Source organism: Stenotrophomonas sp. 59, from assembly GCF_030291095.1.
Classification (GTDB): Bacteria; Pseudomonadota; Gammaproteobacteria; order Xanthomonadales; family Xanthomonadaceae; genus Stenotrophomonas; species Stenotrophomonas maltophilia_Q.
On the sequence record NZ_CP127408.1, the window covers coordinates 3386815 to 3408390 of the forward strand.

Annotated in this window: 18 protein-coding genes and 1 riboswitch; of the genes, 10 read left to right on the forward strand and 8 right to left on the reverse strand. The window is 67.7% G+C overall.

Going from position 1 to position 21576, the window contains the following annotated elements; translation table 11 throughout:
- Window positions 1-64: 64 nt before the first annotated feature.
- A complete protein-coding gene (locus QP552_RS15725; RefSeq protein WP_286074026.1) occupies window positions 65-3610 on the reverse strand; it encodes an ATP-binding protein in 3546 nt (1181 codons plus the stop codon).
- A 164-nt stretch (window positions 3611-3774) separates the two neighbouring features.
- On the opposite strand from QP552_RS15725, the gene QP552_RS15730 reads away from it, so the two are divergent.
- From QP552_RS15730 to QP552_RS15740, 3 genes are read left to right on the forward strand one after another with little or no spacing between them, the layout of a single operon-like run.
- Window positions 3775-4407, forward strand: coding sequence for a YceI family protein (locus QP552_RS15730; RefSeq protein WP_106551025.1), 633 nt, complete (start codon window positions 3775-3777; stop codon window positions 4405-4407).
- Between the two features lie 10 nt (window positions 4408-4417).
- Window positions 4418-4990, forward strand: a complete 573-nt coding sequence (locus QP552_RS15735; protein ID WP_093999702.1) for a cytochrome b — start codon at window positions 4418-4420, stop codon at window positions 4988-4990.
- Between the two features lie 3 nt (window positions 4991-4993).
- Window positions 4994-5566, forward strand: a complete 573-nt coding sequence (locus tag QP552_RS15740) for a YceI family protein (RefSeq protein WP_006384701.1) — start codon at window positions 4994-4996, stop codon at window positions 5564-5566.
- 79 nt (window positions 5567-5645) lie between these two features.
- Here the strand turns inward: QP552_RS15740 and QP552_RS15745 are convergent, their stop codons facing one another.
- The gene (locus QP552_RS15745; protein WP_106551023.1) at window positions 5646-5873 is read right to left on the reverse strand and encodes a glutaredoxin family protein; all 228 of its coding nucleotides are present in this window, start codon (window positions 5871-5873) and stop codon (window positions 5646-5648) included.
- Window positions 5874-5973: 100 nt separating this feature from the next.
- Here QP552_RS15745 and QP552_RS15750 point away from each other — a divergent pair, with 100 nt between their 5' ends.
- Together QP552_RS15750 and QP552_RS15755 are read left to right on the forward strand one after the other, a co-directional pair.
- Window positions 5974-7356 (forward strand): L-serine ammonia-lyase, encoded by a 1383-nt coding sequence (locus QP552_RS15750; RefSeq protein ID WP_024956918.1) that lies wholly within the window; start codon window positions 5974-5976, stop codon window positions 7354-7356.
- Window positions 7357-7587: 231 nt separating this feature from the next.
- Window positions 7588-8583 carry an alpha/beta hydrolase gene (locus tag QP552_RS15755; protein ID WP_286074027.1) on the forward strand — a complete coding sequence of 332 codons (996 nt, stop codon included), beginning with the start codon at window positions 7588-7590 and terminating at the stop codon, window positions 8581-8583.
- Window positions 8584-8659: 76 nt separating this feature from the next.
- Here QP552_RS15755 and QP552_RS15760 read toward each other — a convergent pair whose 3' ends face one another.
- Genes QP552_RS15760 through QP552_RS15770 form a run of 3 tightly spaced genes read right to left on the reverse strand, consistent with a single transcriptional unit; the run spans window position 8660 to window position 11987 of the window.
- Window positions 8660-9727 (reverse strand): homoserine dehydrogenase, encoded by a 1068-nt coding sequence (locus QP552_RS15760; RefSeq protein WP_049428101.1) that lies wholly within the window; start codon window positions 9725-9727, stop codon window positions 8660-8662.
- Window positions 9724-10959: an O-succinylhomoserine (thiol)-lyase gene (locus tag QP552_RS15765; RefSeq protein WP_286074028.1), complete on the reverse strand. Its 1236-nt coding sequence runs from the start codon at window positions 10957-10959 to the stop codon at window positions 9724-9726. Before QP552_RS15765 ends, QP552_RS15760 begins: the two co-directional genes overlap by 4 nt.
- Window positions 10956-11987, reverse strand: a complete 1032-nt coding sequence (locus QP552_RS15770; protein ID WP_111204774.1) for a homoserine O-succinyltransferase — start codon at window positions 11985-11987, stop codon at window positions 10956-10958. The genes QP552_RS15765 and QP552_RS15770 overlap by 4 nt, the downstream gene beginning before the upstream one ends.
- A gap of 77 nt (window positions 11988-12064) precedes the next feature.
- Window positions 12065-12183, reverse strand: a riboswitch (SAM riboswitch).
- A gap of 148 nt (window positions 12184-12331) precedes the next feature.
- Here QP552_RS15770 and QP552_RS15775 point away from each other — a divergent pair.
- The 4 genes from QP552_RS15775 (at window position 12332) to QP552_RS15790 (ending at window position 17866) form a co-directional block, all read left to right on the forward strand.
- A complete protein-coding gene (locus tag QP552_RS15775; RefSeq protein ID WP_286074029.1) occupies window positions 12332-13228 on the forward strand; it encodes a M23 family metallopeptidase in 897 nt (298 codons plus the stop codon).
- 66 nt (window positions 13229-13294) lie between these two features.
- Window positions 13295-14899, forward strand: coding sequence for a peptide chain release factor 3 (locus QP552_RS15780; RefSeq protein WP_106551018.1), 1605 nt, complete (start codon window positions 13295-13297; stop codon window positions 14897-14899).
- Between the two features lie 275 nt (window positions 14900-15174).
- Window positions 15175-15813, forward strand: coding sequence for a hemolysin III family protein (locus QP552_RS15785; protein WP_010482744.1), 639 nt, complete (start codon window positions 15175-15177; stop codon window positions 15811-15813).
- Window positions 15814-15895: 82 nt separating this feature from the next.
- Window positions 15896-17866 carry an AsmA family protein gene (locus QP552_RS15790; RefSeq protein WP_286074030.1) on the forward strand — a complete coding sequence of 657 codons (1971 nt, stop codon included), beginning with the start codon at window positions 15896-15898 and terminating at the stop codon, window positions 17864-17866.
- Window positions 17867-18359: 493 nt separating this feature from the next.
- On the opposite strand, the gene QP552_RS15795 is transcribed toward QP552_RS15790, so the two are convergent.
- The 3 genes from QP552_RS15795 to mtgA are packed head-to-tail and all read right to left on the reverse strand — an operon-like array spanning window position 18360 to window position 20566.
- Window positions 18360-18791, reverse strand: a complete 432-nt coding sequence (locus tag QP552_RS15795; protein WP_012511858.1) for a CBS domain-containing protein — start codon at window positions 18789-18791, stop codon at window positions 18360-18362.
- Window positions 18751-19770: a glycosyltransferase family 2 protein gene (locus QP552_RS15800; protein WP_099555279.1), complete on the reverse strand. Its 1020-nt coding sequence runs from the start codon at window positions 19768-19770 to the stop codon at window positions 18751-18753. Before QP552_RS15800 ends, QP552_RS15795 begins: the two co-directional genes overlap by 41 nt.
- Window positions 19771-19816: 46 nt before the next feature.
- Entirely contained in the window at window positions 19817-20566 is a 750-nt protein-coding gene (gene mtgA, locus QP552_RS15805; RefSeq protein ID WP_106551269.1) for a monofunctional biosynthetic peptidoglycan transglycosylase, read from the reverse strand.
- A gap of 77 nt (window positions 20567-20643) precedes the next feature.
- Between mtgA and QP552_RS15810 the strand changes: the two genes are divergently transcribed.
- Window positions 20644-21537 carry an Hsp33 family molecular chaperone HslO gene (locus QP552_RS15810; protein ID WP_099555274.1) on the forward strand — a complete coding sequence of 298 codons (894 nt, stop codon included), beginning with the start codon at window positions 20644-20646 and terminating at the stop codon, window positions 21535-21537.
- Window positions 21538-21576: the final 39 nt, after the last annotated feature.

A 21576-nucleotide genomic window follows, 5' to 3' on the forward strand; every position in this document is an offset into this window, starting at 1 on the left:
CCGCGCCGCGGGCGTCGGCATGGTAAACCGAAAGTCGCGCCGTTCACGCCCGGCGCCGACGTTTTCAAGTTGTGGTCTGTCGTTTGGCGCGAGCCTGGATGATCGCTGCCACCAGCATGTCGCCGGTGACCGGCTTGCGCAGGAAACCATCGAAACCGGCGGCGAGTACCTGCGATTCTGCATAGGCATCGGAGCGGGCGGTCACCGCCACCAGTGGCAGCTCGTAGCCCAGGGTGCGCAGCTGGCGGGCGATCGCAGTGCCGTCCAGTGCTGGAAGGTCGAGATCGAGCAGGCCAACATCGAAGCCGTCGGTGGCGATCTCCGACAAAGCCCCCAGGCCGTGCAGCACATGCACCACGTCATGGCCGCGGCTGCGCAGCAGGCCGGCGATGACCTCGGCCACGGTGGCATCGTCCTCCACCAGCAGGATGCGCAGTGGCGGCAGCACCGGCTGCGCAGGCGCTTCGCCCGCGGCGGCGGCGGCCTGCCGGGTCCAGGGCAGCGGCAACCGCACCCGGAAGCGCGCGCCCTTGCCTGGCTGGCTGTCCACTTCGATGCGCCCGCCCATCGCCACGGCCAGCTCCTGGCAGATCGCCAGGCCCAGCCCGCTGCCGCCATAGCGCGAGGCCGTGCGCGGACCCTCCGCCTGCTCGAATCGGTGGAACAGCCGCTCCTGCTGCTCGGCATTGATGCCCGGGCCACTGTCGTGCACTTCGAAACAGAGACCGCCGCCGTTCTCTTCCAGGTGCACGGCCAGGCCGACATGGCCGCGCTCGGTGAACTTGATCGCATTGCCCAGCAGATTGAGCAGGATCTGCCGCACGCGCATCTCGTCGCCACTGACGCTGATCGGGCCGGGCGGATCGTCGCCACGCTGGAAATCCAGCTTGCGCTGTTTCGCCATGGGCTGCATCAGCGCCTGCACCTGGTCGAGCAGGCCGGCCAGGTCGAACGGGTGCAGATCCAGCTCCAGCCGGCCCGCCTCGATGCGCGCGAGGTCCAACGCATCGTTGACCAACCGCAGCAGATGGCTACCGGCCTGCTGGATGGAGCCGGCATAGCTGCGCTGCACCGGGTCCAGCGGTGTGGCCAGCAGCAGCTCGCTCATGCCCAGCACGCCGGTCATCGGCGTGCGCACTTCATGCCCCAGCGTCGCCAAGAACCGGCTCTTGGCCTGCGAGGCCTGTTCGGCCAGCTCCTGCTTGTGCACGGTCAGCTGCCATTGCTGGCGACGGCGCAGGCGCGCACGGATCGACCAGACCAGGATGAGCAGCAGCAGCGAACCGATCAGGATGTAGCCGAAGATCGCCATGCCGCTGCGCCACCACGGTGGCAGCACCTTCACCTGCAGCTGCTGCGAAGGCGTCCATGCACCATTGGCGGTGGCCGCCTGCACTTCGATAACGTAACTGCCGGTGGGCAGTCGCGACAGCGTGCGCTGGCCGTCGCCGCCCTGCTCCACCCAGTTCTGGTCATACCCGCGTACCCGGAAGCGGTAGCGGTTGCCCTGTGGATTGGCATACGACAGCAGCCGCGCATCGATCTGCAGATCGCGATCATCCGGTCCCAGCAGCAGGGTGCCGGTGTTCGGCAGCGGCTGCCAGCCGCGTGCATCGTCGCGGCGCACGCGCACCTCGGCAATCACCAGCGACGACCCGGGCAGCGCCACGTCGTCGGCATTCACGTCGAAAGCGACCAGGCCGGTCTGGGCCACGGCCAGCACGCGGCCATCGGCATTCACCGCCGGCGGCCGGCTGGTGAACTCGGCATCGGACAGGCCATCGCGTTCATTGAACAACTGCAGGCGTCGTGTTTTCGGGTCCCAGCGCAGCAGGCCGCGCGGCGTGGTCGCCCACACCCGGCCATTGTCGGCCAATGCCAGGCCCCCCATGCTGACCGGCGGCACACCGGCGCTTCCATCAATGCGCTGGATCAGGCGCAGGCTCATGCCATCCCACTGGTAGCGCTCCAGCGCGCCCTGGCGGGCCAGCCACAGCTGCTGCGGATCCACCCACACCAGGTCGTAGATCAGCCCGCGCGAGACCCCCGGCACCGCTTCGAAGCGACCGGCCTGCTCACGCCAGATGCCCATGTCGCCCATCACCCATGCCTTGCCATGGGCATCGAAGCGGATCTGCTCGATGGGTGAATCAGCCGCCTTGCGGAAATCGTCGAGTGGATAGCTGCGCAGCACCCGGCCATCCGCGCTGCGCTGCTGCAGGCCCAGGTTCATCACCGAAAGCCAGACCGTGCCATCGGGCGCCTGCCGCATCAGGTCGATGCGCTGGCGCAGGTCGGCACCTCCATCGATATGCCAATCGTGCAGCGCGCGGGTGGCCGGGTCATACACGCTGATGCGGCCGGCACGCCCCAGCCACAGGCGCCCGTCCGGCCGCGGGAGTACCGACCACACCGCACCGCTGCCGATCTCGCGGTCGCTGGCCAGCAGGCGCAGCGTGCCGTGCGCATCCAGCTGATACACGCCGTGCGCCGAACCCACGTAGTAGTTCTGGCCGTCACTGGCCGCGCCCAGCAGGTACTGGCTGTCCAGCGGCTTGCCATCGAGCTGGTTCCAGATCGAGAAGCGGCGCCAGTCCGGCGGCAGATAGGCCAGCCCCTGGGTCAGCAGGGCCACCCACAGTCCGCCCTCATGGTCCTGCAGCAGATCGAGCACACCGCTCTGTGCAGTGAGGAAACCACTGCCGCGGTCGCCATCGAGCCGCCACAGCGCACTTGCGTCGCCTCGCAGCAGGCCGTCGGACGTGCCCGCCCAGTAGCCGCCCTGGCGATCGGCCAGCACCAGCGCCGAGCGCAGGCGGGCGCTGTCGCTCCAGCGCGGACGACTGACCCGGTCCTGCGCGTCGATGCGGTACAGGCCATCGTTCTGGCTGCCGACCCAGATCGAGCCATCCGGATCGCGGCTCATCCGCAGCACGCTCAATGCGCCCAGCTCGTGCGGCGCCACAGGCTCGAAGTCACGGCCATTCCAGCGTGCGACGCCGGCCTCGGTACCGATCCACAGGCGCCCCCGCGCATCCACCAGGCTGCTGTAGATGGTGTTGCTGGGCAGGCCGTCGGCACGGGCCGGGTCGTGCTTGAAGAAACGCAGGCTGCCGTCCTCCCCGAACCGGCAGATACCCTGGCTGCTGGTGCCGATCCACAACGCATCCCCGGCGTAGGCCAGCGTCCAGAACTGGCCCAGGCACGGACCATTGACTGCATCGAAGGTCTTGAACCGTTCGCGGTCGGCATCCAGGCGGGCCACGCCCTTGCCATTGATGCCCACCCACACGCGGTCCAGCGGATCGACCAGCAGGGTCTCGATCTCGTTGCCGGGCAACGAGCCGGGCTGTTCCGGATCATGTTCCCAGACCCGCAGCGAGCTGCCGTCGTAACGCACCAGGCCGCCATCGGTTGCGGCCCAGACATGGCCCTGGCGGTCTTCGGCCAGCGCCAGCACCATGCGCGAAGGCATGCCTTCGGCGGCACCGAAGCGCCGCAGGCGTGGTGTTTCTGCCATGTCCAGGGCTGCAGCCGCCGTGGCAGACGCCAACAGCAGCAGCCCCGTTGCCGCGATGCCCAGGCACCACAGGCGCCAGCTGCTCGTCATCCTGAACCCCCTGTCCTGTCCCGATTGTCACACAGGGCCGGGGTCATGGCTGCAACAGCCTGTTGCCGGGGCAGGACCACCACGAACTGTTGCAGCCATGCACGCATCGTTGGCAGGGGCCTGTGCGTATGATCACAGCGTCCCCCTTCCGGAGCCCGCCATCGATGCGTCCCTGCCTGGCCCTGCTGCCGATGCTGCTCGCCACCGCCCCCGCCTGGGCGGATGCGGACACCTACCGCCTCGATCCGGTGCACACGCGGGTGCTGTTCAGCATCGACCACGCCGGCTATTCGCAGGCCATGGGTACGGTGTCCGGCAGCGAGGGCCGGCTACAGTTCGATCCCGACAACTGGCGCGAGGCCACGCTGGACGTCGAGGTCCCCGTGTCGCGATTGGACCTTGGTGATGCCAAATGGAACCAGGCCACGCTGGCCCGCAGCCTTCTGGATGGCGAGCGTTTCCCGAAGGCACACTTCGTCTCCACTCGGGTCGAACCGATCGATGCCAAGCGCGCCCACGTGATCGGCACGCTGACCCTGCGCGGGGTCAGCCAGGAAATCACGCTGGATGTGACCCTCAACGCTATCAAGCGCTACCCGCTCCCCCCGTTCCGACGCACCGCCGGCTTCTCCGCCAGCACCACACTGAGCCGGCGTGCGTTCGGCATCACCGCCTGGCCGGGCGTCATCGGTGATGCAGTACAGCTGAGGATCGAGGCTGAAGCCACCCTCGACCGCAGCGACGCCCCGGGAACTCCCGCTCCCGTTCCGCACTCCGACCCCAAGACGGCCCCCTAGAGGACCCTTCATGACCGCCAAGAACACCCCCGCCGCCTGGGGGAGTGTCAGCCAGATCCTGCATTGGTTGATCGCACTGCTGATCCTCGCCCTCGGCGTGGTCGGCCTGACCATGGGTGAACTGCCCAGGACCCCCAAGTATTTCTGGGTCTACACCGCGCACAAGTCGATCGGCATCACCGTGCTGGCGCTGGTGCTGTTCCGCCTCGGCTGGCGCCTGTACGCCGGCGCGCCCAAGCCGGTGCCGGGCGTGCCCAGCTGGCAGGAACGCATTGCCAGCGCCACCCACGTGCTGCTGTATGTGCTGATGTTCGCCATCCCGCTGTCGGGCTGGCTGTACGACTCGGCCAGCGGCCTGCGCCCGTTCCGCTGGTTCGGCCTGGTCGACGTGCCCAAGCTGAGCGGCCCCGACCCGCAGGTGGTCGCGGTATCGCATGCCATCCACGAATACGGCTTCTGGCTGTTGATCGCGGTGGTGCTGGCCCATGCCGGCGCTGCCTTCTACCACCACCTGTTCCAGCGCGATGCGACCTTGTCCCGCATGTTGCCGCGCGGCTGGCTTGCCTCCCCTCAGAAGGACTGACCGATGAACCTGAAACTGACCACTCCGGCCGCCGTGGCCGCCGCCCTGGCCGGCATGCTGGCCACCGCCCCGGTGCTCGCCGCCGACTACGCACAGGCCCCCGGCGCCGGCTCGATCCTGGTGTTCGCCACCAAGTACGACGGCGAAGTGTTCACCGGCAGCTTCCCGGGCTTCGCCACCAAGCTCAGCTTCGACCCGGCCAATCCGGCCGCCGGTTCGCTGGACGTGGTGATCCCGCTGGCCGGCGCCAAGAGCGGCAACAGCGACCGTGACTCGACCCTGCAGACCGCCGACTTCTTCAATGTCGGCAAGTTCGCCACCGCACGCTATACCGCCAAGGGCTTCCGCGCGGTGGGCAATGATCAGTTCGCCGCCGATGGCACCCTCGAACTGCGCGGCGTCAGCAAGCCGGTCACCCTCACCTTCACCTGGAAGCCGGGCACCCAGCCGGTGCTGACCGGCAAGGCCACGGTCAAGCGCCTGGACTTCGGCGTCGGCGGCGGCGACTGGGCCGACACCAAGACCATTCCGGACGAAACCGCGATCAGCACGATCGTGAAGTTCGACGCGAAATAAGACGGGTATGCCGCCGGGCATGGCCCGGCGCTACCGTAGAACGGTGGCACAGGGTAGCGCCGGGCCATGCCCGGCGGATTCAACCCGTGGCCAGCCAGGCCTGCACACGTGCCGCGTCGAACGGCCAGTCCAGCTCACGACCGCCAGTCTCGTCACGCAGCACCGGCACCCGTGCGCCGTAGCGCGCTTCCAGCGCCGGCTGGTCGTCCAGGAACACCGATTCGAACTCGGGTGCCCGCGCCTTGGCCAGCTCGGCCAGGGCCATGTCACACAGATGGCAGTCGTCGCGCTGGAACAGGGTCAACACCGGTTTTGCTCCCTCTGCCGAAATGCTGCGCCGCAGCCATGGAAGTGCGGCATGAACCGCTAGAATAGCGGTCTCCTCCGGTACCCGCAGTACGGCAACCATGGCTGTCAGCACGTTCGACGTTTTCAAGATCGGCATTGGCCCGAGCTCCTCGCACACCGTCGGGCCGATGAAGGCTGCCGAGCGATTCATCCATCGCTGGCTGCTCGACCCGGGTCGCCTGCACGAAGTCGCGCGCATCCGCGCCGATGTCTATGGCTCGCTGGCGCTGACCGGCCGCGGCCATGGCACCGACAAGGCGATCCTGCTGGGCCTGGAAGGCCAGCGACCGAACCTGATCGACCCGGACATCATCCCGGCCACGCTGGAGCGCATCCGCAGCAGCAAGCGCATCCAGCTGATGGGCCAGCACGAGATCGCATTCGACGAGAAGCGCGACCTCGGCATGAACAAGCGCCAGAAGCTGCCGTACCACACCAACGGCATGCGTTTCACCGCGTACAACGCCGAGGATGAAGTGATCGCCACCCGCGATTACTACTCTGTCGGTGGCGGCTTCGTGGTCAACCAGGACGACGCGGCCGATGACCGCATCGTGCCCGATGAAACCCCGCTGCCCTACCCGTTCAAGAGCGGCGACGAGCTGCTGGCACAGACCGCACGCAGCGGCCTGAGCATCGCCCAGCTGATGTTCGAGAACGAGAAGTGCTGGCGCAGCGAAGACGAGATCCGCGCCAACCTGCGCGAGATCTGGAGCGCGATGCAGTCGTGCGTGGCGCGCGGCATCCGCGAGGAAGGCGTGCTGCCGGGTGGCCTGAAGGTGGGCCGTCGTGCGCCGGCGCTGTACCGCGAGCTGTCGTCGAAGCCGGAAGCAGCGATGCGTGATCCGCTGACCACGCTGGACTGGGTCAACCTCTATGCGCTGGCGGTGAACGAAGAGAACGCGGCCGGTGGCCGTGTGGTCACGGCGCCGACCAACGGCGCAGCCGGCGTGCTGCCGGCGGTGCTGCACTACTTCGATCGCTTCTGCCCGGGTGCGAACGAGCAGCGCGTGTTCGACTTCCTGCTGACCTCCGCGGCGATCGGCATCCTGTACAAGGAGAACGCCTCGATTTCCGGCGCTGAAGTAGGCTGCCAGGGCGAAGTGGGCGTGGCCTGCTCGATGGCGGCCGGCGGCCTGGTCGCCGCCCTGGGCGGCAACCCCAGCCAGATCGAGAATGCCGCGGAAATCGGCATGGAACACAACCTCGGCCTGACCTGCGACCCGATCGGTGGCCTGGTGCAGATTCCGTGCATCGAACGCAATGCGATGGGCGCGGTGAAGGCGATCAACGCCTCGCGCATGGCCATGCGTGGCGACGGCAAGCACAAGGTGTCGCTGGACAAGGTGATCAAGACCATGCGCGATACCGGTCGTGACATGCAGGACAAGTACAAGGAAACCAGCCGTGGTGGGCTGGCGGTGAACGTCATCGAGTGCTGAGGTCGACCGGGCCCGACGCGATGGCGCCGGGCCGCAGGTAGCGTCGACTGTTGGTCGACTATCGCGCGCAGCGCGGGATTTTCGCGGTCGGAACGAAGAGCAGTCGACGAACAGTCGACTCTACCCAGTCGACTCTACCCGGTCGACTCTACCCGGTCGACTCTACCCGGTCGGACGACACCGTCACTGCGTTCCGGTTAGGCTCGGGGCTCCCGTACCCAGGACCGCCCCATGCGCGTGATTGCTGCCGCCCTGCTTGCCTGCCTTCCGCTGTCCGCCCTCGCCGCGCCCACCTATGGGCCACGCCTGGAGGGCTTCGACTACGGCTATCCGGTGAAGACCTTCGCACTGGAATCGCAGCGGCAGTCGCTGGAAATGGCCTACCTGGACATCGCGCCGAAGAAGGCACCGGTCGGTGTCGTGGTGCTTCTGCATGGCAAGAATTTCTGTGCGGCCACCTGGAAGGAATCGATCAAGCCACTGATCGCCGCCGGCTACCGGGTGATCGCCCCGGACCAGGTGGGCTTCTGCAAGTCCAGCAAGCCCGAGCGCTACCAGTACTCGTTCGCGCAGCTGGCCGCCAACACCCATGCGTTGCTGCAGCAACTGCAGCTGGGTGATGTTCCGGTACACCTGGTCGGCCACTCCATGGGCGGCATGCTGGCGGTGCGCTACGCGCTGATGTTCCCGCAGGACCTGCGCAGCCTGTCGCTGGTCAACCCGATCGGCCTGGAAGACTGGAAGGCGCTGGGCGTGCCCTGGCGCAGCGTGGATGCGTGGTACGCCGGCGAAATGAACATCAGCTATGACAGCATCCGCCGCTACCAGCTGGAGGTGTACTACGACGGCAGATGGAAGCCGGCCTACGAGCCGTGGGCGCGGATGCAGTCGGGCATGTACGAAGGCCCGGGCAAGCAGGCCGTTGCCTGGAGCCAGGCGCTGGCCTCGGACATGGTGTTCAACCAGCCGGTGGTCTACGAACTCAAGAACGTGCAGGTGCCGACCACGCTGTTCATCGGCCAGAAGGACCGCACCGCGATCGGCCGCGACCTGGCGCCGCCGCAGGTGAAGGCGACGCTGGGTAACTACCCGCTGCTGGGCAAGGCTGCGGCCGCAGCGATTCCCGGCGCAACGCTGGTCGAGTTCGCCGAACTGGGGCATTCGCCGCAGGTGCAGGACCCGAAGCAGTTCAACAGCGCGTTGTTGAAGGCGCTGAAGGCGCGCTGAGGTTTTCCGTCCGCCGGGCATGGCCCGGCGCTACCAGGATCGGCACGGGTAGCGCCGGGCCATGCCCGGCGATCCCTCAACCCACGATCCGCAACACGTCATCCAGCAGCGCGGCGGCGGTGACTTCCGCCCCCGCACCCGGTCCCTGGATCAACAGCGGCTGGCGTTGGTAGCGATCACTGTGGATGGCCACGCGGTTGTCGGTGCCTGCCCCCTGCGCCAGCGGGTGATCCGCAGGCAGCTCACGCAGGCCCACCTGCGCGCCCTCGCCATCAACACGGCCAACGAAACGCAGCACGCGGCCGTTGTCGCGCGCCTGCTGCCAGCGCGCCTGCAACGGCGCGTCCAGCTGTTCCAGCGCGCCCACCGCTTCCTCCAGCGGCAACGCCGCCAGCGCCGCTGGCACCAGCGAATCCACCTGCACCTGCGCGGCATCCAGCGCCAGGCCACTGCTGCGGGCGAGGATCAGCAGCTTGCGCCGCACGTCTTCGCCGGACAGGTCCAGGCGCGGATCGGGCTCGGTGTAGCCGGCCGCCAACGCCTCGCGCACCGCCGCCGAGAACGGCGACTGGCCGTCGTAACGATGGAACAGCCAGGCCAGCGAACCGGACAGCACGCCCTCGATGGCATGGATGTGATCGCCACCGGCCACCAGCGCACGCAGGCTGCTCAGCAGCGGCAGGCCCGCGCCCACCGTCGCGCTGTCGCCATAGCGCGCGCCACTGTCGGCGCAGCTTTCGGCAATCGCCTGCGCGCGTGCCAGCTGCGCACCACGGCCCAGCTTGTTGGCGGTCACCACGTGCACGCCGCGCGCCAGCCACTGCACGTGGCGCGCGGCCACGTCTTCGCTGGCGGTGGCGTCGACCACAACATCGCCACGCTCCAGCCCCTCGGCGCTCGCCCACGGCGGCGAACTCTGTCCATCGCGCGGTGCACGTCGTGCCAGCTCCAGCGGCAACGCCAGGTCACGATCGATTTCCAGCGCAGTGCGTGAATTGGCCAGCCACTGCACGCTGGGCAGTTCCAGACCACGCGCCCGCAATGCCTGGTAACGCTGCACGAAGGCCGAGCCGACCGTGCCGGTGCCGAGCAGCGCCAGGCGTCCCACGCCCAGCGCAGGAATTTCAGCGGCGAGCGCGCTCATGCATCCACCACCTGTTTGCGGCGTGCAGCCGCATCGATCACTGCTTCGGCGCGCTGCAGCGCGGCGCCCAGGTCGGCCAGCAGGTCACGCTCGGCCTCGATGCCCACCGACAGGCGCAGCAGGCCTTCGCTGATGCCGGCGGCGGAACGCGCTTCGGCGGTCATCGCCGCATGGGTCATGGTGGCCGGATGCGCGACCAGGCTTTCAACACCGCCCAGCGATTCGGCCAGGGTGAAACAGCGCAGGCCATCGACAAAGGCACGCACTGCGGCATGCGGATCATCACCTTCGCAGTCAGCCAGTTCGAACGACAGCATCGCGCCGAAACCACTCTGCTGGCGGGCGGCGATGGAGTGGCCCGGGTGATCGGACAGGCCTGGATAATAGACGCGGCCGACCGCCGGATGCTGGTCCAGCAACGCCACGATCGAAGTGGTGTTCTCCTGGTGCACGCGCAGGCGCGCATCCAGCGTGCGCAGGCCGCGCAGAGTCAGGAAGGCATCGAACGGCGAACCGGTCAGGCCCAGCGCATTGCCCCACCACACCAGCTGCTCGTGCAGCGCCGGATCGCGCGCGACCACCGCACCACCGACCACATCGCTGTGGCCATTGATGTACTTGGTGGTGGAATGCAGCACCAGATCCGCACCAAACGACAGCGGCTGCTGCAGCGCCGGCGACAGGAAGGTGTTGTCGACCACCACCAGAGCGCCGGCCTTGTGCGCGGCATCGATGACGAAGCGCAGGTCGGTGATGCGCAGCAGCGGGTTGGACGGGGTTTCCACCAGCACCAGCTTCGGCTGGGTGGCCAGCGCCTGCGCCAGCGCGCGCGGATCGGTCAGGTCGGCGGTGACCAGTTCGAAATGGCCCTTCTTCGCCAGCGCATTGAACAGGCGCCAGCTGCCGCCGTAGGCATCGTGCGGCACCACCAGGGTGTCACCTGGCTGCAGCAGTGCGTTCAGCACCAGGTTGATCGCGCCCATGCCGGTGGCGGTGATCACGCCGCCGGCGCCGCCTTCCAGCTCGGCCAGCGCTTCCCCCAGCAGGTCGCGGGTCGGGTTGCCACTGCGCGTGTAGTCGTACTGGCGCTTGTTGCCGAAGCCTTCAAAGCTGAAGTTCGACGACAGCACGATCGGCGGCGTGACCGCGCCATGCGCGGTGTCGCGATCGATGCCGGCACGGACGGCGGCAGTGGTGCGGCTACAGGACGGCTCGTTGGCGTGCAGGCTCATGCGGACTCTCCAGAGGTGCGGAAGGCGGTGGCGAGGATCGCGTCGATGCGATCGGTTTCTTTGAGGAAGGCGTCGTGGCCGTAGGGCGAGCGCAGCACGCGCAGGCTGCCGCGCGGCCCCAGCCCCTCGACCAGGCCGACCAGGTCGGCCAGCGGTACCAGGCGGTCACCTTCCACGGCCACCACCACGGTCGGCGGCAGGATGGCGGCGGGGTCGACGCGGTGCAGGTCGATCGATTCGGACAGGCGCAGGTAGGCGGTCACCGGTGTGCGTGCGACGTACTGCGCACCGGCTGCATCGAGATAGTCTTCGGCGGCGACGCGCACGCGGCCGTTGATCACTTCCGGCGCGGCGTCGAAGCGCTCGCCGAACTCTTCCGGGGTGCGGTAGCTGAGCATGGCGAACTGCCGGGCCAGCGCCAGGCCGTGATCTTCACCGCATTGCAGCTGGCCCAGTGCGACGGCGCGGCGCTGCAAGGCACGCCAGGCGGCGGCATACGGGTGCGGGCGATGCGCACCGCTGGCCAGCACCAGCTGGCGCACGCGGGCACGATGGCGGATCGCGAACTGCTGGCCGACCAGCGCGCCATACGAATAGCCGACGAAGGCCTTCAGCGTGCGGATACCCAGATGATCCAGCAGCAGTGCCAACGCATCGGCCTGGTCGGCGGTATCGATCGGCACGTCCAGCGCACCATCAGCCCCGATGAAGTCGAACGCCAGCACGCGCAGCTGCTGTGGATCCAGCGTGCGGCCACTGCCTACCAGCTCTTCGGCCCAGCCCTTCTCGCTGAACTGCGGGTTGGAGGCCACATGGCGATGCGCGGAAATGCCGCCGGCCAGCACCACCACCGGCGCGTTGGCCGGGCCGACCCACTCGTAGCGCAGGCGCACCGGGCTGGGGCCGGCATGACGCATCGACAGCACCGCGGCGAACTCGCCGCGCTCGGCATGCACGCGGTCTTCGACCGGCACGCTGACGGGGACAAAGGGTTCGGGGCGAACGGCGGTACTGGCAGCGAAGCTCATGGCGGGATCCGGTTGGGGAATCGGCCATCGAGCCTTCGCGGGGCTCGCGTTCGAGATGCACGTGCGGTGCATGGTTCGAACCATCTTTCGGTGGACGCCACGGTCCCCGCAGGATTTGGCACCTACGCGGACGCTTTCGCATCCGCGGGCTGCCCCGGCTTCAAAGGGCCTGTCCCTCTGCCGGTCTCGATGGTGGGGCCACGATGCCAGCCCTGCCGGGCACTGTCAATCCCTTCATGCGGATAAAGCGATGAATATTTTCATCCTCAGTATGCGAGGGGCGTCGCGGTCCCTCCGTTCAGGATCGGGTACAGTCCCGGCGGTCCATTTTTCTGAATCCGCTGATGCCACGCCTGCCCTTGACCTGCCTGCTCCTGCCGCTGCTGGCCAGTGCCTCCGCCGGCGCCAGTGACTGGCGCCAGGGCTGGGGGATGCTGCCGAAGGCGCCCACCACCGCCCGCGCCGACGCGAGGACAGGGGTCGCGAAGGAGGCCCTTCCGATGGCCCAGCTGCGCCTGCAGCCGATCGGCGAGCAATGGCAGGCCCGCATCGACAACACCCTGGCCGGCCCGTTGCAGATCGAACTGCGCGCGGCCCCCGGGCACCCGGTCGACGGCCTGCCGGTGCAGTCACTGATACAGGGCGACAGCAGCCTGGTGGTCGGCCACCTCCCCGCGCCGGTCAACGGCCGGATGCTGGACCTGCGCCTGCAGTCGGTACCGGGCAACCCCGCCGCACAGGCCGAAGATGTGGCCTACCGCCTGCCCTTCGATGATGCGCGCCTGCGCGTGGATCAGGCGCCGCAGGGCCGGTTCAGCCACGATGACGAGGAAAACCGCGATGCGGTCGACTTCGCGCTGCCTGAAGGCACGTTGGTGCTGGCCGCACGCGAGGGCACGGTGATGCAGATCCAGGATGGCTTCCGTGGCAACGGCCAGGACCGCGAACGCGATGGCGGCCGCGCCAACTTCATCCGCGTGCTGCACAGCGACGGCAGCATGGCCCTGTACGGCCACCTGCAGGCGGGCGGCATGCGCGTGCGCCGTGGCCAGGCGGTGGGAGCCGGGCAACCCCTCGGCCTGTCCGGCAACAGTGGCTACAGCAGCGCCCCACATCTGCACTTCGTGGTACAGGTCAACCGCGGCATGGGCCTGCGCTCGGTGCCGGCGCGCATCTTCACCGAGCAGGGCCAGCTGCAGTTCGCCCGCCAGGGCGAGGCCGACGGTGGCACCGGGCGCTGACCGGCCCCGGCCGGTATAATCGGGCGCTTATCTCTTTGAAAAGCGCCCCGGGCGGGCGCCACTGCCATGTCCGAAGTCGCCAACGAAGCGTCGCGTCGCCGCACCTTCGCCATCATCTCCCACCCTGACGCCGGCAAGACCACGCTGACCGAAAAGCTGCTGCTGTTCGGAGGCGCGATCCAGATGGCCGGTTCGGTCAAGGGCCGCAAGGCCGCCCGCCACGCCACGTCCGACTGGATGGCGCTGGAAAAGGAGCGCGGCATCTCCGTCACCTCCTCGGTGATGCAGTTCCCATACGAAGGCAAGATCGTCAACCTGCTCGACACCCCCGGCCACGCCGACTTCGGCGAGGACACCTACCGCGTGCTGACCGCGGTGGACTCGGCGCTGATGGTGATCGACGTGGCCAAGGGCGTGGAAGAGCGCACCATCAAGCTGATGGAAGTCTGCCGCCTGCGCGACACCCCGATCATGACCTTCATCAACAAGCTCGACCGCGAGGGCAAGGACCCGATCGAGCTGCTGGATGAAGTGGAAACCGTGCTGGGCATCCAGTGCGCCCCGGTCACCTGGCCGATCGGCATGGGCCAGCGCCTGAAGGGCGTGGTGCACCTGCTCACCGGCGAAGTGCACCTGTACGAACCGGGCCGCAACTTCACCCGCCAGGACTCGACCATCTTCCCGTCCATCGATGCACCCGGCCTGGCCGAGAAGATCGGTGCACAGATGCTGGCCGACCTGCGCGACGAGCTGGAACTGGTGCAGGGCGCCAGCCACCCGTTCGACCTGGAGGCCTACCGCGCCGGCAAGCAGACCCCGGTGTTCTTCGGTTCGGGCGTGAACAACTTCGGCGTGCAGCCGCTGCTGGACTTCTTCGTCGAGCATGCGCCGTCGCCGCAGGCACGCTCCACCACCGGCCGCGAGATCGCCCCGGAAGAGAACAAGCTCACCGGCTTCGTGTTCAAGATCCAGGCCAACATGGACCCGCAGCACCGTGACCGCGTGGCGTTCATGCGCGTCTGCTCGGGCCGTTTCAGCGCCGGCATGAAGACCTTCCACGTGCGTACCGGCAAGGAAATGAAGCTGGCCAACGCCCTGACCTTCATGGCCAGCGATCGTGAAATCGCCGCCGAAGCGTGGCCGGGCGATGTGATCGGCATCCACAACCACGGCACCATTTCCATCGGCGATACCTTCACCGAAGGCGAAGCGGTCACCTTCACCGGTATTCCGAACTTCGCCCCGGAACTGTTCCGCCGCGCGCGCCTGCGCGATCCGCTCAAGCTCAAGCAGCTGCAGAAGGGCCTGGCCCAGCTGTCCGAAGAGGGCGCGACCCAGTTCTTCCGCCCGCTGACCAGCAACGACCTGATCCTCGGTGCCGTCGGCGTGCTGCAGTTCGACGTGGCGGCCTATCGCCTGAAGGACGAGTACGGCGTGGAAGCCACCTTCGAGCCGGTCAGCGTGACCACCGCGCGTTGGGTCCACTGCAGCAACGAGAAGAAGCTGGAAGAGTTCCGCGAGAAGAATGCGCTGAACCTGGCACTGGATGCGGCCGGCCACCTGGTCTACCTGGCACCGACCCGGGTCAACCTGCAGCTGGCGCAGGAACGCTCGCCGGACGTGCGTTTCTCGGCCACCCGCGAAGCGGCGCATACCGTTTCGGCAGGCTGATGCGACGGGGTCGGATCCCTTTCCACGGGAAAGGGCTCTGACCCCAGTGCTACCGGCATTTATCCACGTATGGCGTGGATCTACTGATCGCCCGTTCGGAGCCGTGGGGTCGGATCCCTTTCCGCAGGAAAGGGCTCTGACCCCAGCACCAATCGCCGGTTCATCCATGCAACCCAGGGATTCATCGACCATACGGTGACCGGCGTGCATGCGCCGCCCATCGCGGCGATGATAGGGGGGTGCGGGTCCCCCTCCCCGCGAACGATGCCTACGCCATGTCCACGACTTCCGTTGCTTCGATCCGCGAAGAAATCGCCAGCGCCCTGACCCACGGCCTCGGTGCCGTGCTCGCCCTGGGCGCCGGTGCAGTACTGATCACCCTGGCGGCCATCTACAGCGATGGCTGGCAGCTGGCCGGCGCGATCGTATTCGGCATTGCGCTTCTGCTGCTGTACACCGCCTCCACGCTGTACCACGCCATCCAGCACCCGGTCGCCAAGGGCCGCCTGAAGGTGTTCGACCACTGCGCGATCTACGTATTGATCGCCGGCACCTATACCCCGTTCACCCTGATCGGCCTGCGTGGCCCCTGGGGCTGGGGCCTGTTCGCCGCGATCTGGACCCTGGCCCTGGCCGGGGTGGTGTTCAAGCTGTTCTACACCGGCCGCTTCAAGGCGCTTTCCACCGGCATCTACATCGCCATGGGCTGGCTGGTGATCGTGGCGATCAAGCCGATGCTGGCCTCGATCGACGGCTGGACCCTGGGCTGGCTGCTGGCCGGCGGCCTGTCGTACACGCTGGGCACCTACTTCTATCACCGCGAATCGATCCCCTATTCGCACGCGATCTGGCATCTGTTCGTGATCGGCGGCAGCGTCTGCCACTTCGTCGCGGTGACCATGCAGGTGCTGTAACACGGACCTGCGCGCCGCATGTGCACATGATGCACATGGACGCTTCGCGCCCCGTCCACGATGAGGGGGCAACCATGGCGGCGTGAATGCTGCCATGTCCCCTGCCGCGCCCCGTACGTCGCGCTGGCTGCGCCCGCCGGGCCCGCGCGGTCGGCGCTGGCTGGCCGTACTGATCTTCCTGCTGGCCGCGCTGCTGGTGCTGATCGCGCTGTGGGACTGGAACTGGTTCAAGGGGCCGGTCGAGCGCACGGTGCAGGCACGCACCGGCCGTGCGCTGCACATCGGCCATCTGGATGTCGACCTCGGCCGCACCAGCACGATCCGTGCCGATGCGATCACCTTCGCCAACGCCGGCTGGGCAAAGCAGCCGAACATGGCCACGGCCGACCGCGTCGAAATCGACGTGCGTGTGTGGCCCCTGCTGCGCGGCAGCGTGCAGCTGCCGGAAGTGCGCCTGACCCGGCCCGACGTGCTGCTGGAAACCGCCCCGCGCAAGGGCGAGCCGGGCAATTGGGATTTCCTGGGGGACAGCAGCGGCGGGACAAGCCCGCAGCTCAAGCGCCTGCGCATCGACGACGGCCGGCTGCAGTTCCTCGACGCACTGGGCCGCACCGACATCCGCGTGGGCGTGCGCAGTGGCCAACCGAAACAGGCCGATGCCTCGCCGCCGCTGCTGGTGCAGGGCAAGGGCCACTGGCAGGGCAATCCGTTCACCCTGCAGGGCGGAACCGAATCACCGCTGGAGCTGACCAACAGCGACCATCCGTTCCGCATCCACCTCGACGGTCGTGCCGGCGCTACGCACGCGGTGGCCAGTGGCACGCTGACCAATCCGTTCCAGCTGCGGATGTTCGACCTGCAGTTCGCGCTCAGCGGACAGGACCTATCGGATCTGTACCCGCTGCTCGGCATTGCCATCCCCCCCTCACCGCCCTACGCCCTGGACGGACGACTGAAGCGCGACCACAACGTCTGGCGCTACGACAGCTTCACCGGCAAGGTCGGCGACAGCGACCTCGGTGGCAACCTGCAGTTCGAGGTGGGACGCGACCGTCCACGGCTGACCGCAACACTGGAATCCAAGCGCCTGGACTTCGATGACCTGGCCGGCTTCGTCGGAGCGCCACCGAAGACCGGCGGCGGCGAAACCGCGAATGCGGAACAGAAGGCACAGGCCGCCCGTGTCGCCGCCAGCAGCCGGGTATTGCCCGACACGCCCTACAACCTGGGCAAGCTGCGCGCGATGGATGCCGACGTGCGCTGGAAGGCCCACCGCATCAATGCGCCCTCGTTGCCGCTGGACGACATGGACGCGCACCTACTGCTGGATGACGGCGTGCTGCGGCTGGACCCGCTGAACTTCGGCGTGGCCGGCGGCGATATCCGCAGCACGATCCACATGGATGCACGCCAGCCGCAGATCCGCACCGTGTTGAAGGCCAGCGTGCGCGGCGTGCAGCTGGGCCAGCTGTTCCCGGACGCGAAGTTGGCCGAGCAGGCCAAGGGCGGCATCGGCGGCGAAGTGGACCTGAGCGGGCGCGGCAACTCGATCGCCGCGATGCTGGGCAGCAGCAGCGGCAAGGTCGGCCTGGCGATGGGGCGCGGCCACGTCGGCAACCTGGTGATGGAACTGGCTGGGCTGGACATCACCGAATCACTGAAATTCCTGGTGACCGGCGACAAGCAGATTCCCCTGCGCTGCGCCTTCGCCGACTTCGGCGTGCGCGATGGCCTGATGACCAGCCAGGCACTGGCGGTGGATACCACCGATACGATCCTCATCGGCGAAGGCACGGTCAGCCTGCGCGACGAAACCCTTGACCTGCTGCTGAAGCCACGCCCGAAGGACAAGAGCATCCTGGTGCTGCGCTCGCCATTGCACATCGCCGGCACCTTCAAAGCCCCGTCGTTCCGCCCGGACTTCAAGGCGCTGGGCATTCGAGGCGCCGTGGCGTTGGCGCTGGGCAGCATTGCCCCGCCGGCGGCGCTGCTGGCAACGATCGAACTGGGGCCGGGGAAGGATGCCGACTGCGGTGGGCAGTATGCGAAGTAGGTTTACGGCGTTGTTCGCGGCGCCTCTTTTCCCGCGCGTAGAGCCGGAGCAAGGCGACAGGCAGGACACGCCGTAAATACGTCCCTGTAAGCTCGGTCGGCGCATCCATGCGCCTCACGGTCCTGCCTGCCGCCTTGCTCCGGCTCCGGACAGTTTCCTGCGTGCGCGGAACGAGAGCGGAAATTCAAAGTCAAAAGAAAAAAGCAGAGTCAAAAGCTGTTGCCAACCAAGGTTGGCAGCTACCAAAGGCTAGGCACCGCGCATGTACGCACCGCGCTCGCAGAAATGTGTCCGGAGGCGGAGGGCATGGGCGTGCAGGACCGTTGGCGCCATGGATGGCGCCATCGAGCCTACAGGGACGTACTTGCGGCGTGTCCTGCACGCCCATGCCCTCCGCCTCTCCGACGTATCAGGAAGGCGCTGCTTTGGCTTTGGCTGTGGCTTTGAGCTTCGAAAAGCGGGCCGGCGGGCCGCAGGCCCGCCAGCGAAAAACTCACCCCGCAACGATGTACTGCTGCAGCTGATCCAGCTCGCGCCGCTGCGCATCGATCACCGACTTCACCAGGTCACCGATCGAGATCACCCCCAGCACCTGCGCGCCCTCCACCACCGGCAGGTGGCGGATGCGGTAGTCGGTCACCAGCTGCAGGCAATGCTCCACCTGCTCACCCGGCGACACCGTCACCACCTGCGCCGTCATGATCTCCGCTACCGCCGTATCGCGCGAAGAACGATCACGCAGCACGATCTTGCGCGCGTAATCGCGCTCGGACAAGATGCCGACCAGCCTCGGGCCGTCCATCACCAGCACCGCACCAATGCCCTTTTCCGCCATCAACCGGATCGCATCGATCACCGCCGCATCCGGCGCGACCGCATGTACTTCAGGAGACTTGCCGTCCAACAGTTGCCGTACCGTGGTCATCCGCCTGCCCTCCGAGGGTGGGTTGCAGGGCCGAGTCTGCCACGGACGATGCTAGCCACGCGTCAACCAGGTACAACGGCCGCTGCTTGGACTCTTCGTACAGCCGCCCCAGGTACTCGCCGATCAGGCCCAGCGCGATCAGCTGCACCCCGCCCAGGAACAGGATCACCGCCATCATCGTCGGCCAGCCCGCCACCCGGTCGCCGTACAGCGCAGCCTTGACGATCACCCACAGGCCGAACACGAAGGCCACCGCCGCGGTTGCCAGCCCCAGGTAGGTCGCCGCACGCAGCGGCACGGTCGAGAACCCGGTAATGCCTTCCAGGGCGAAGTTCCACAGCCGCCACAGGCTGAACTTGCTGGTGCCGGCCACGCGTGCGTGGCGGTGATAGGGCACCGCCACGCGCTTGAAGCCCACCCAGCTGAAAAGCCCCTTCATGAAACGATGGCGCTCACGCATCTCGCGCAGCGCACTCAGCGCGCGCGGAGACAGCAGGCGGAAATCCCCGGTGTCGGCCGGGATCGGCGTACGCGAAAGGCGCCCCATCACGCGGTAGAAGATCGCCGCCGTGGCACGCTTGATCCAGGCCTCGCCATCGCGCGCCAGGCGCGTGCCATAGACGTTGTCATGGCCCTCGCGCCAGCGCGCGATGAACTGCGGCACCAGTTCAGGCGGATCCTGGCCATCGGCGTCGAGGATCATCGCCGCACCTTCGCGCACCAGGTCCAGGCCAGCGGTCAATGCCGCTTCCTTGCCGAAATTGCGCGACAGCTTCAGTGCGGAGACCCGCGCGTCGGCCTGCGCCAGGCGGGCGATCACCTCCCAGGTCCCGTCATGGCTGCCATCGTCCACGTACAGGATGTGGCCGTCGATGTCGGGCAGCGCATCGAGCACCGCGCACAACCGCGGATGCAGCAACGGCAGTGCCAGGGCCTCGTTGTAGGCGGCGATGACGAAAGTGAGCCGTTCGCGGGTCATGCCCGGATTGTACGTTGCCGCCGCCCACAGATCAGGCGGCGCGCGCTCACTCGTCCGACAGGTACGCGGCCCCACCCAGCTGCCGTGCCTGGCGCTGGATCCAGGCAGCGCGCCGCTGCACGTACGGCCCGGGCTTTGCGGCGTTGTAGCGCCGTGGCGCCGGCAGCACCGCGGCCAGCCGCGCGCTCTCGGCCGGACTCAGCCGCGCCGCATCCTTGCCCCAGAACGTCTGCGCTGCCGCCTGCGCGCCATAGACACCGTCGCCGAACTCGGCGATGTTGGCGTACATCTCCAGGATGCGTTCCTTCGGCCACAGCGCTTCGATCAGCACTGTGTACCAGACCTCCAGGCCCTTGCGCACCCAGCTGCGCCCCTGCCACAGGAACAGGTTCTTGGCCACCTGCTGGCTGATCGTGCTGGCACCGCGCAGGCGCCCGCCCTTGGCATTGTGGTCGCGCGCCTTCTCGATCGCCTGCAGGTCGAAGCCGTTGTGGTCGGGGAAGCGCTGGTCCTCCGCCGCCACCAGCGAGATGGGCAGGCTCGGCGCCATCTGGTCAAGGTCGCGCCACTGGTAATGCAGGCGATAGGACCAGTCCGCCTCGCCCAGCGCCTCTGCGTAGCGCCACAGCATCACGGTGGATACGGGCGGGTCGATGAACCGCAGCACCAGGACCTGCAGGCAGCTGAAAGCAGCCAGCAGCACCGGCAGCCACAGCAGCCGTTTCCAGCGCCAGCGCCTGCGGCGCGGGCCTTCTGCGACGGCTTCCACCTTGTGCTGCTCTCCCCCTGCCCCCATTACTGGTGCATCCTTCTTCTATCTGGTTGTCGGCGCATTATCCGGCAACCGCCCCCGTTTACGCGCGATGTGAGCCGATGACCGCCAACCCCGATTCCCTGATCCGCTTCCTGCTCCCCGACGCTGGCGTCCGTGGCGTCCACGTGCGCCTGCAGGCCACCTGGCAGGAAATCCTGTCCCACGCCGAGTACCCGGATACCGCTGCCGAGCTGCTGGGCGAGGCCTGCGTGGCTTCGGCGCTGTTCACCGGCCACACCAAGATCGACGGACGCCTGTCGATCCAGCTGCGCAGCAGCACCGCCCTGCGCACCCTGTTCGCCGAGTGCACCGCCGCCGGTACCCTGCGCGGCATCGCCCAGCTCAGCGAAGGCGCCGATGCGCCGCGCGACCTGTCCAGCCTTGGCGATGACGCCCTGCTCGCGATCACCATCGAGAACCCGGGCCTGGACCCGCGTGAACCACAGCGCTACCAGAGCCTGGTCGGACTGACCGCACCGGAGCTGGACGAAGCCTTCGAGGACTACTTCCGCCAGTCCGAGCAGCTGCCGACCCGCCTGCTGCTGGCCGCCGACCGCAATGGCGCCGCCGGCCTGCTGCTGCAGAAGCTGCCGGGCGACGAAGGCGACGAGGACGGCTGGGCGCGCGCCAGTGCCCTGTTCGAGACCCTGGGCAAGGCCGAACTGCTGGCCACCCCGGCCGAGCAGCTGCTGCACCGCCTGTTCCACGAGGAGAAGCCGGCGCTGATGGGCGAAAAGCCGCTGTCCTTCGCCTGTTCGTGCTCGCGTGAGCGGGTCGCGTCGATGCTGCAGTCGCTGGGTGAGGACGAGGCCCGTGCCGCCGCTGCAGACACCGGCGCCGTCGAGGTCCGTTGCGAATTCTGCGGGCGGGAGTATCACTTTCCGTTGACGGAGTTCGGCATACTGTTCCACGGTGCCGAGGGGACCGTGCCGGCACCTGAACGGCTTCAGTAAAACAGCTTGTCTTGCATCTGGGGGGATCAAGGCTTGTTA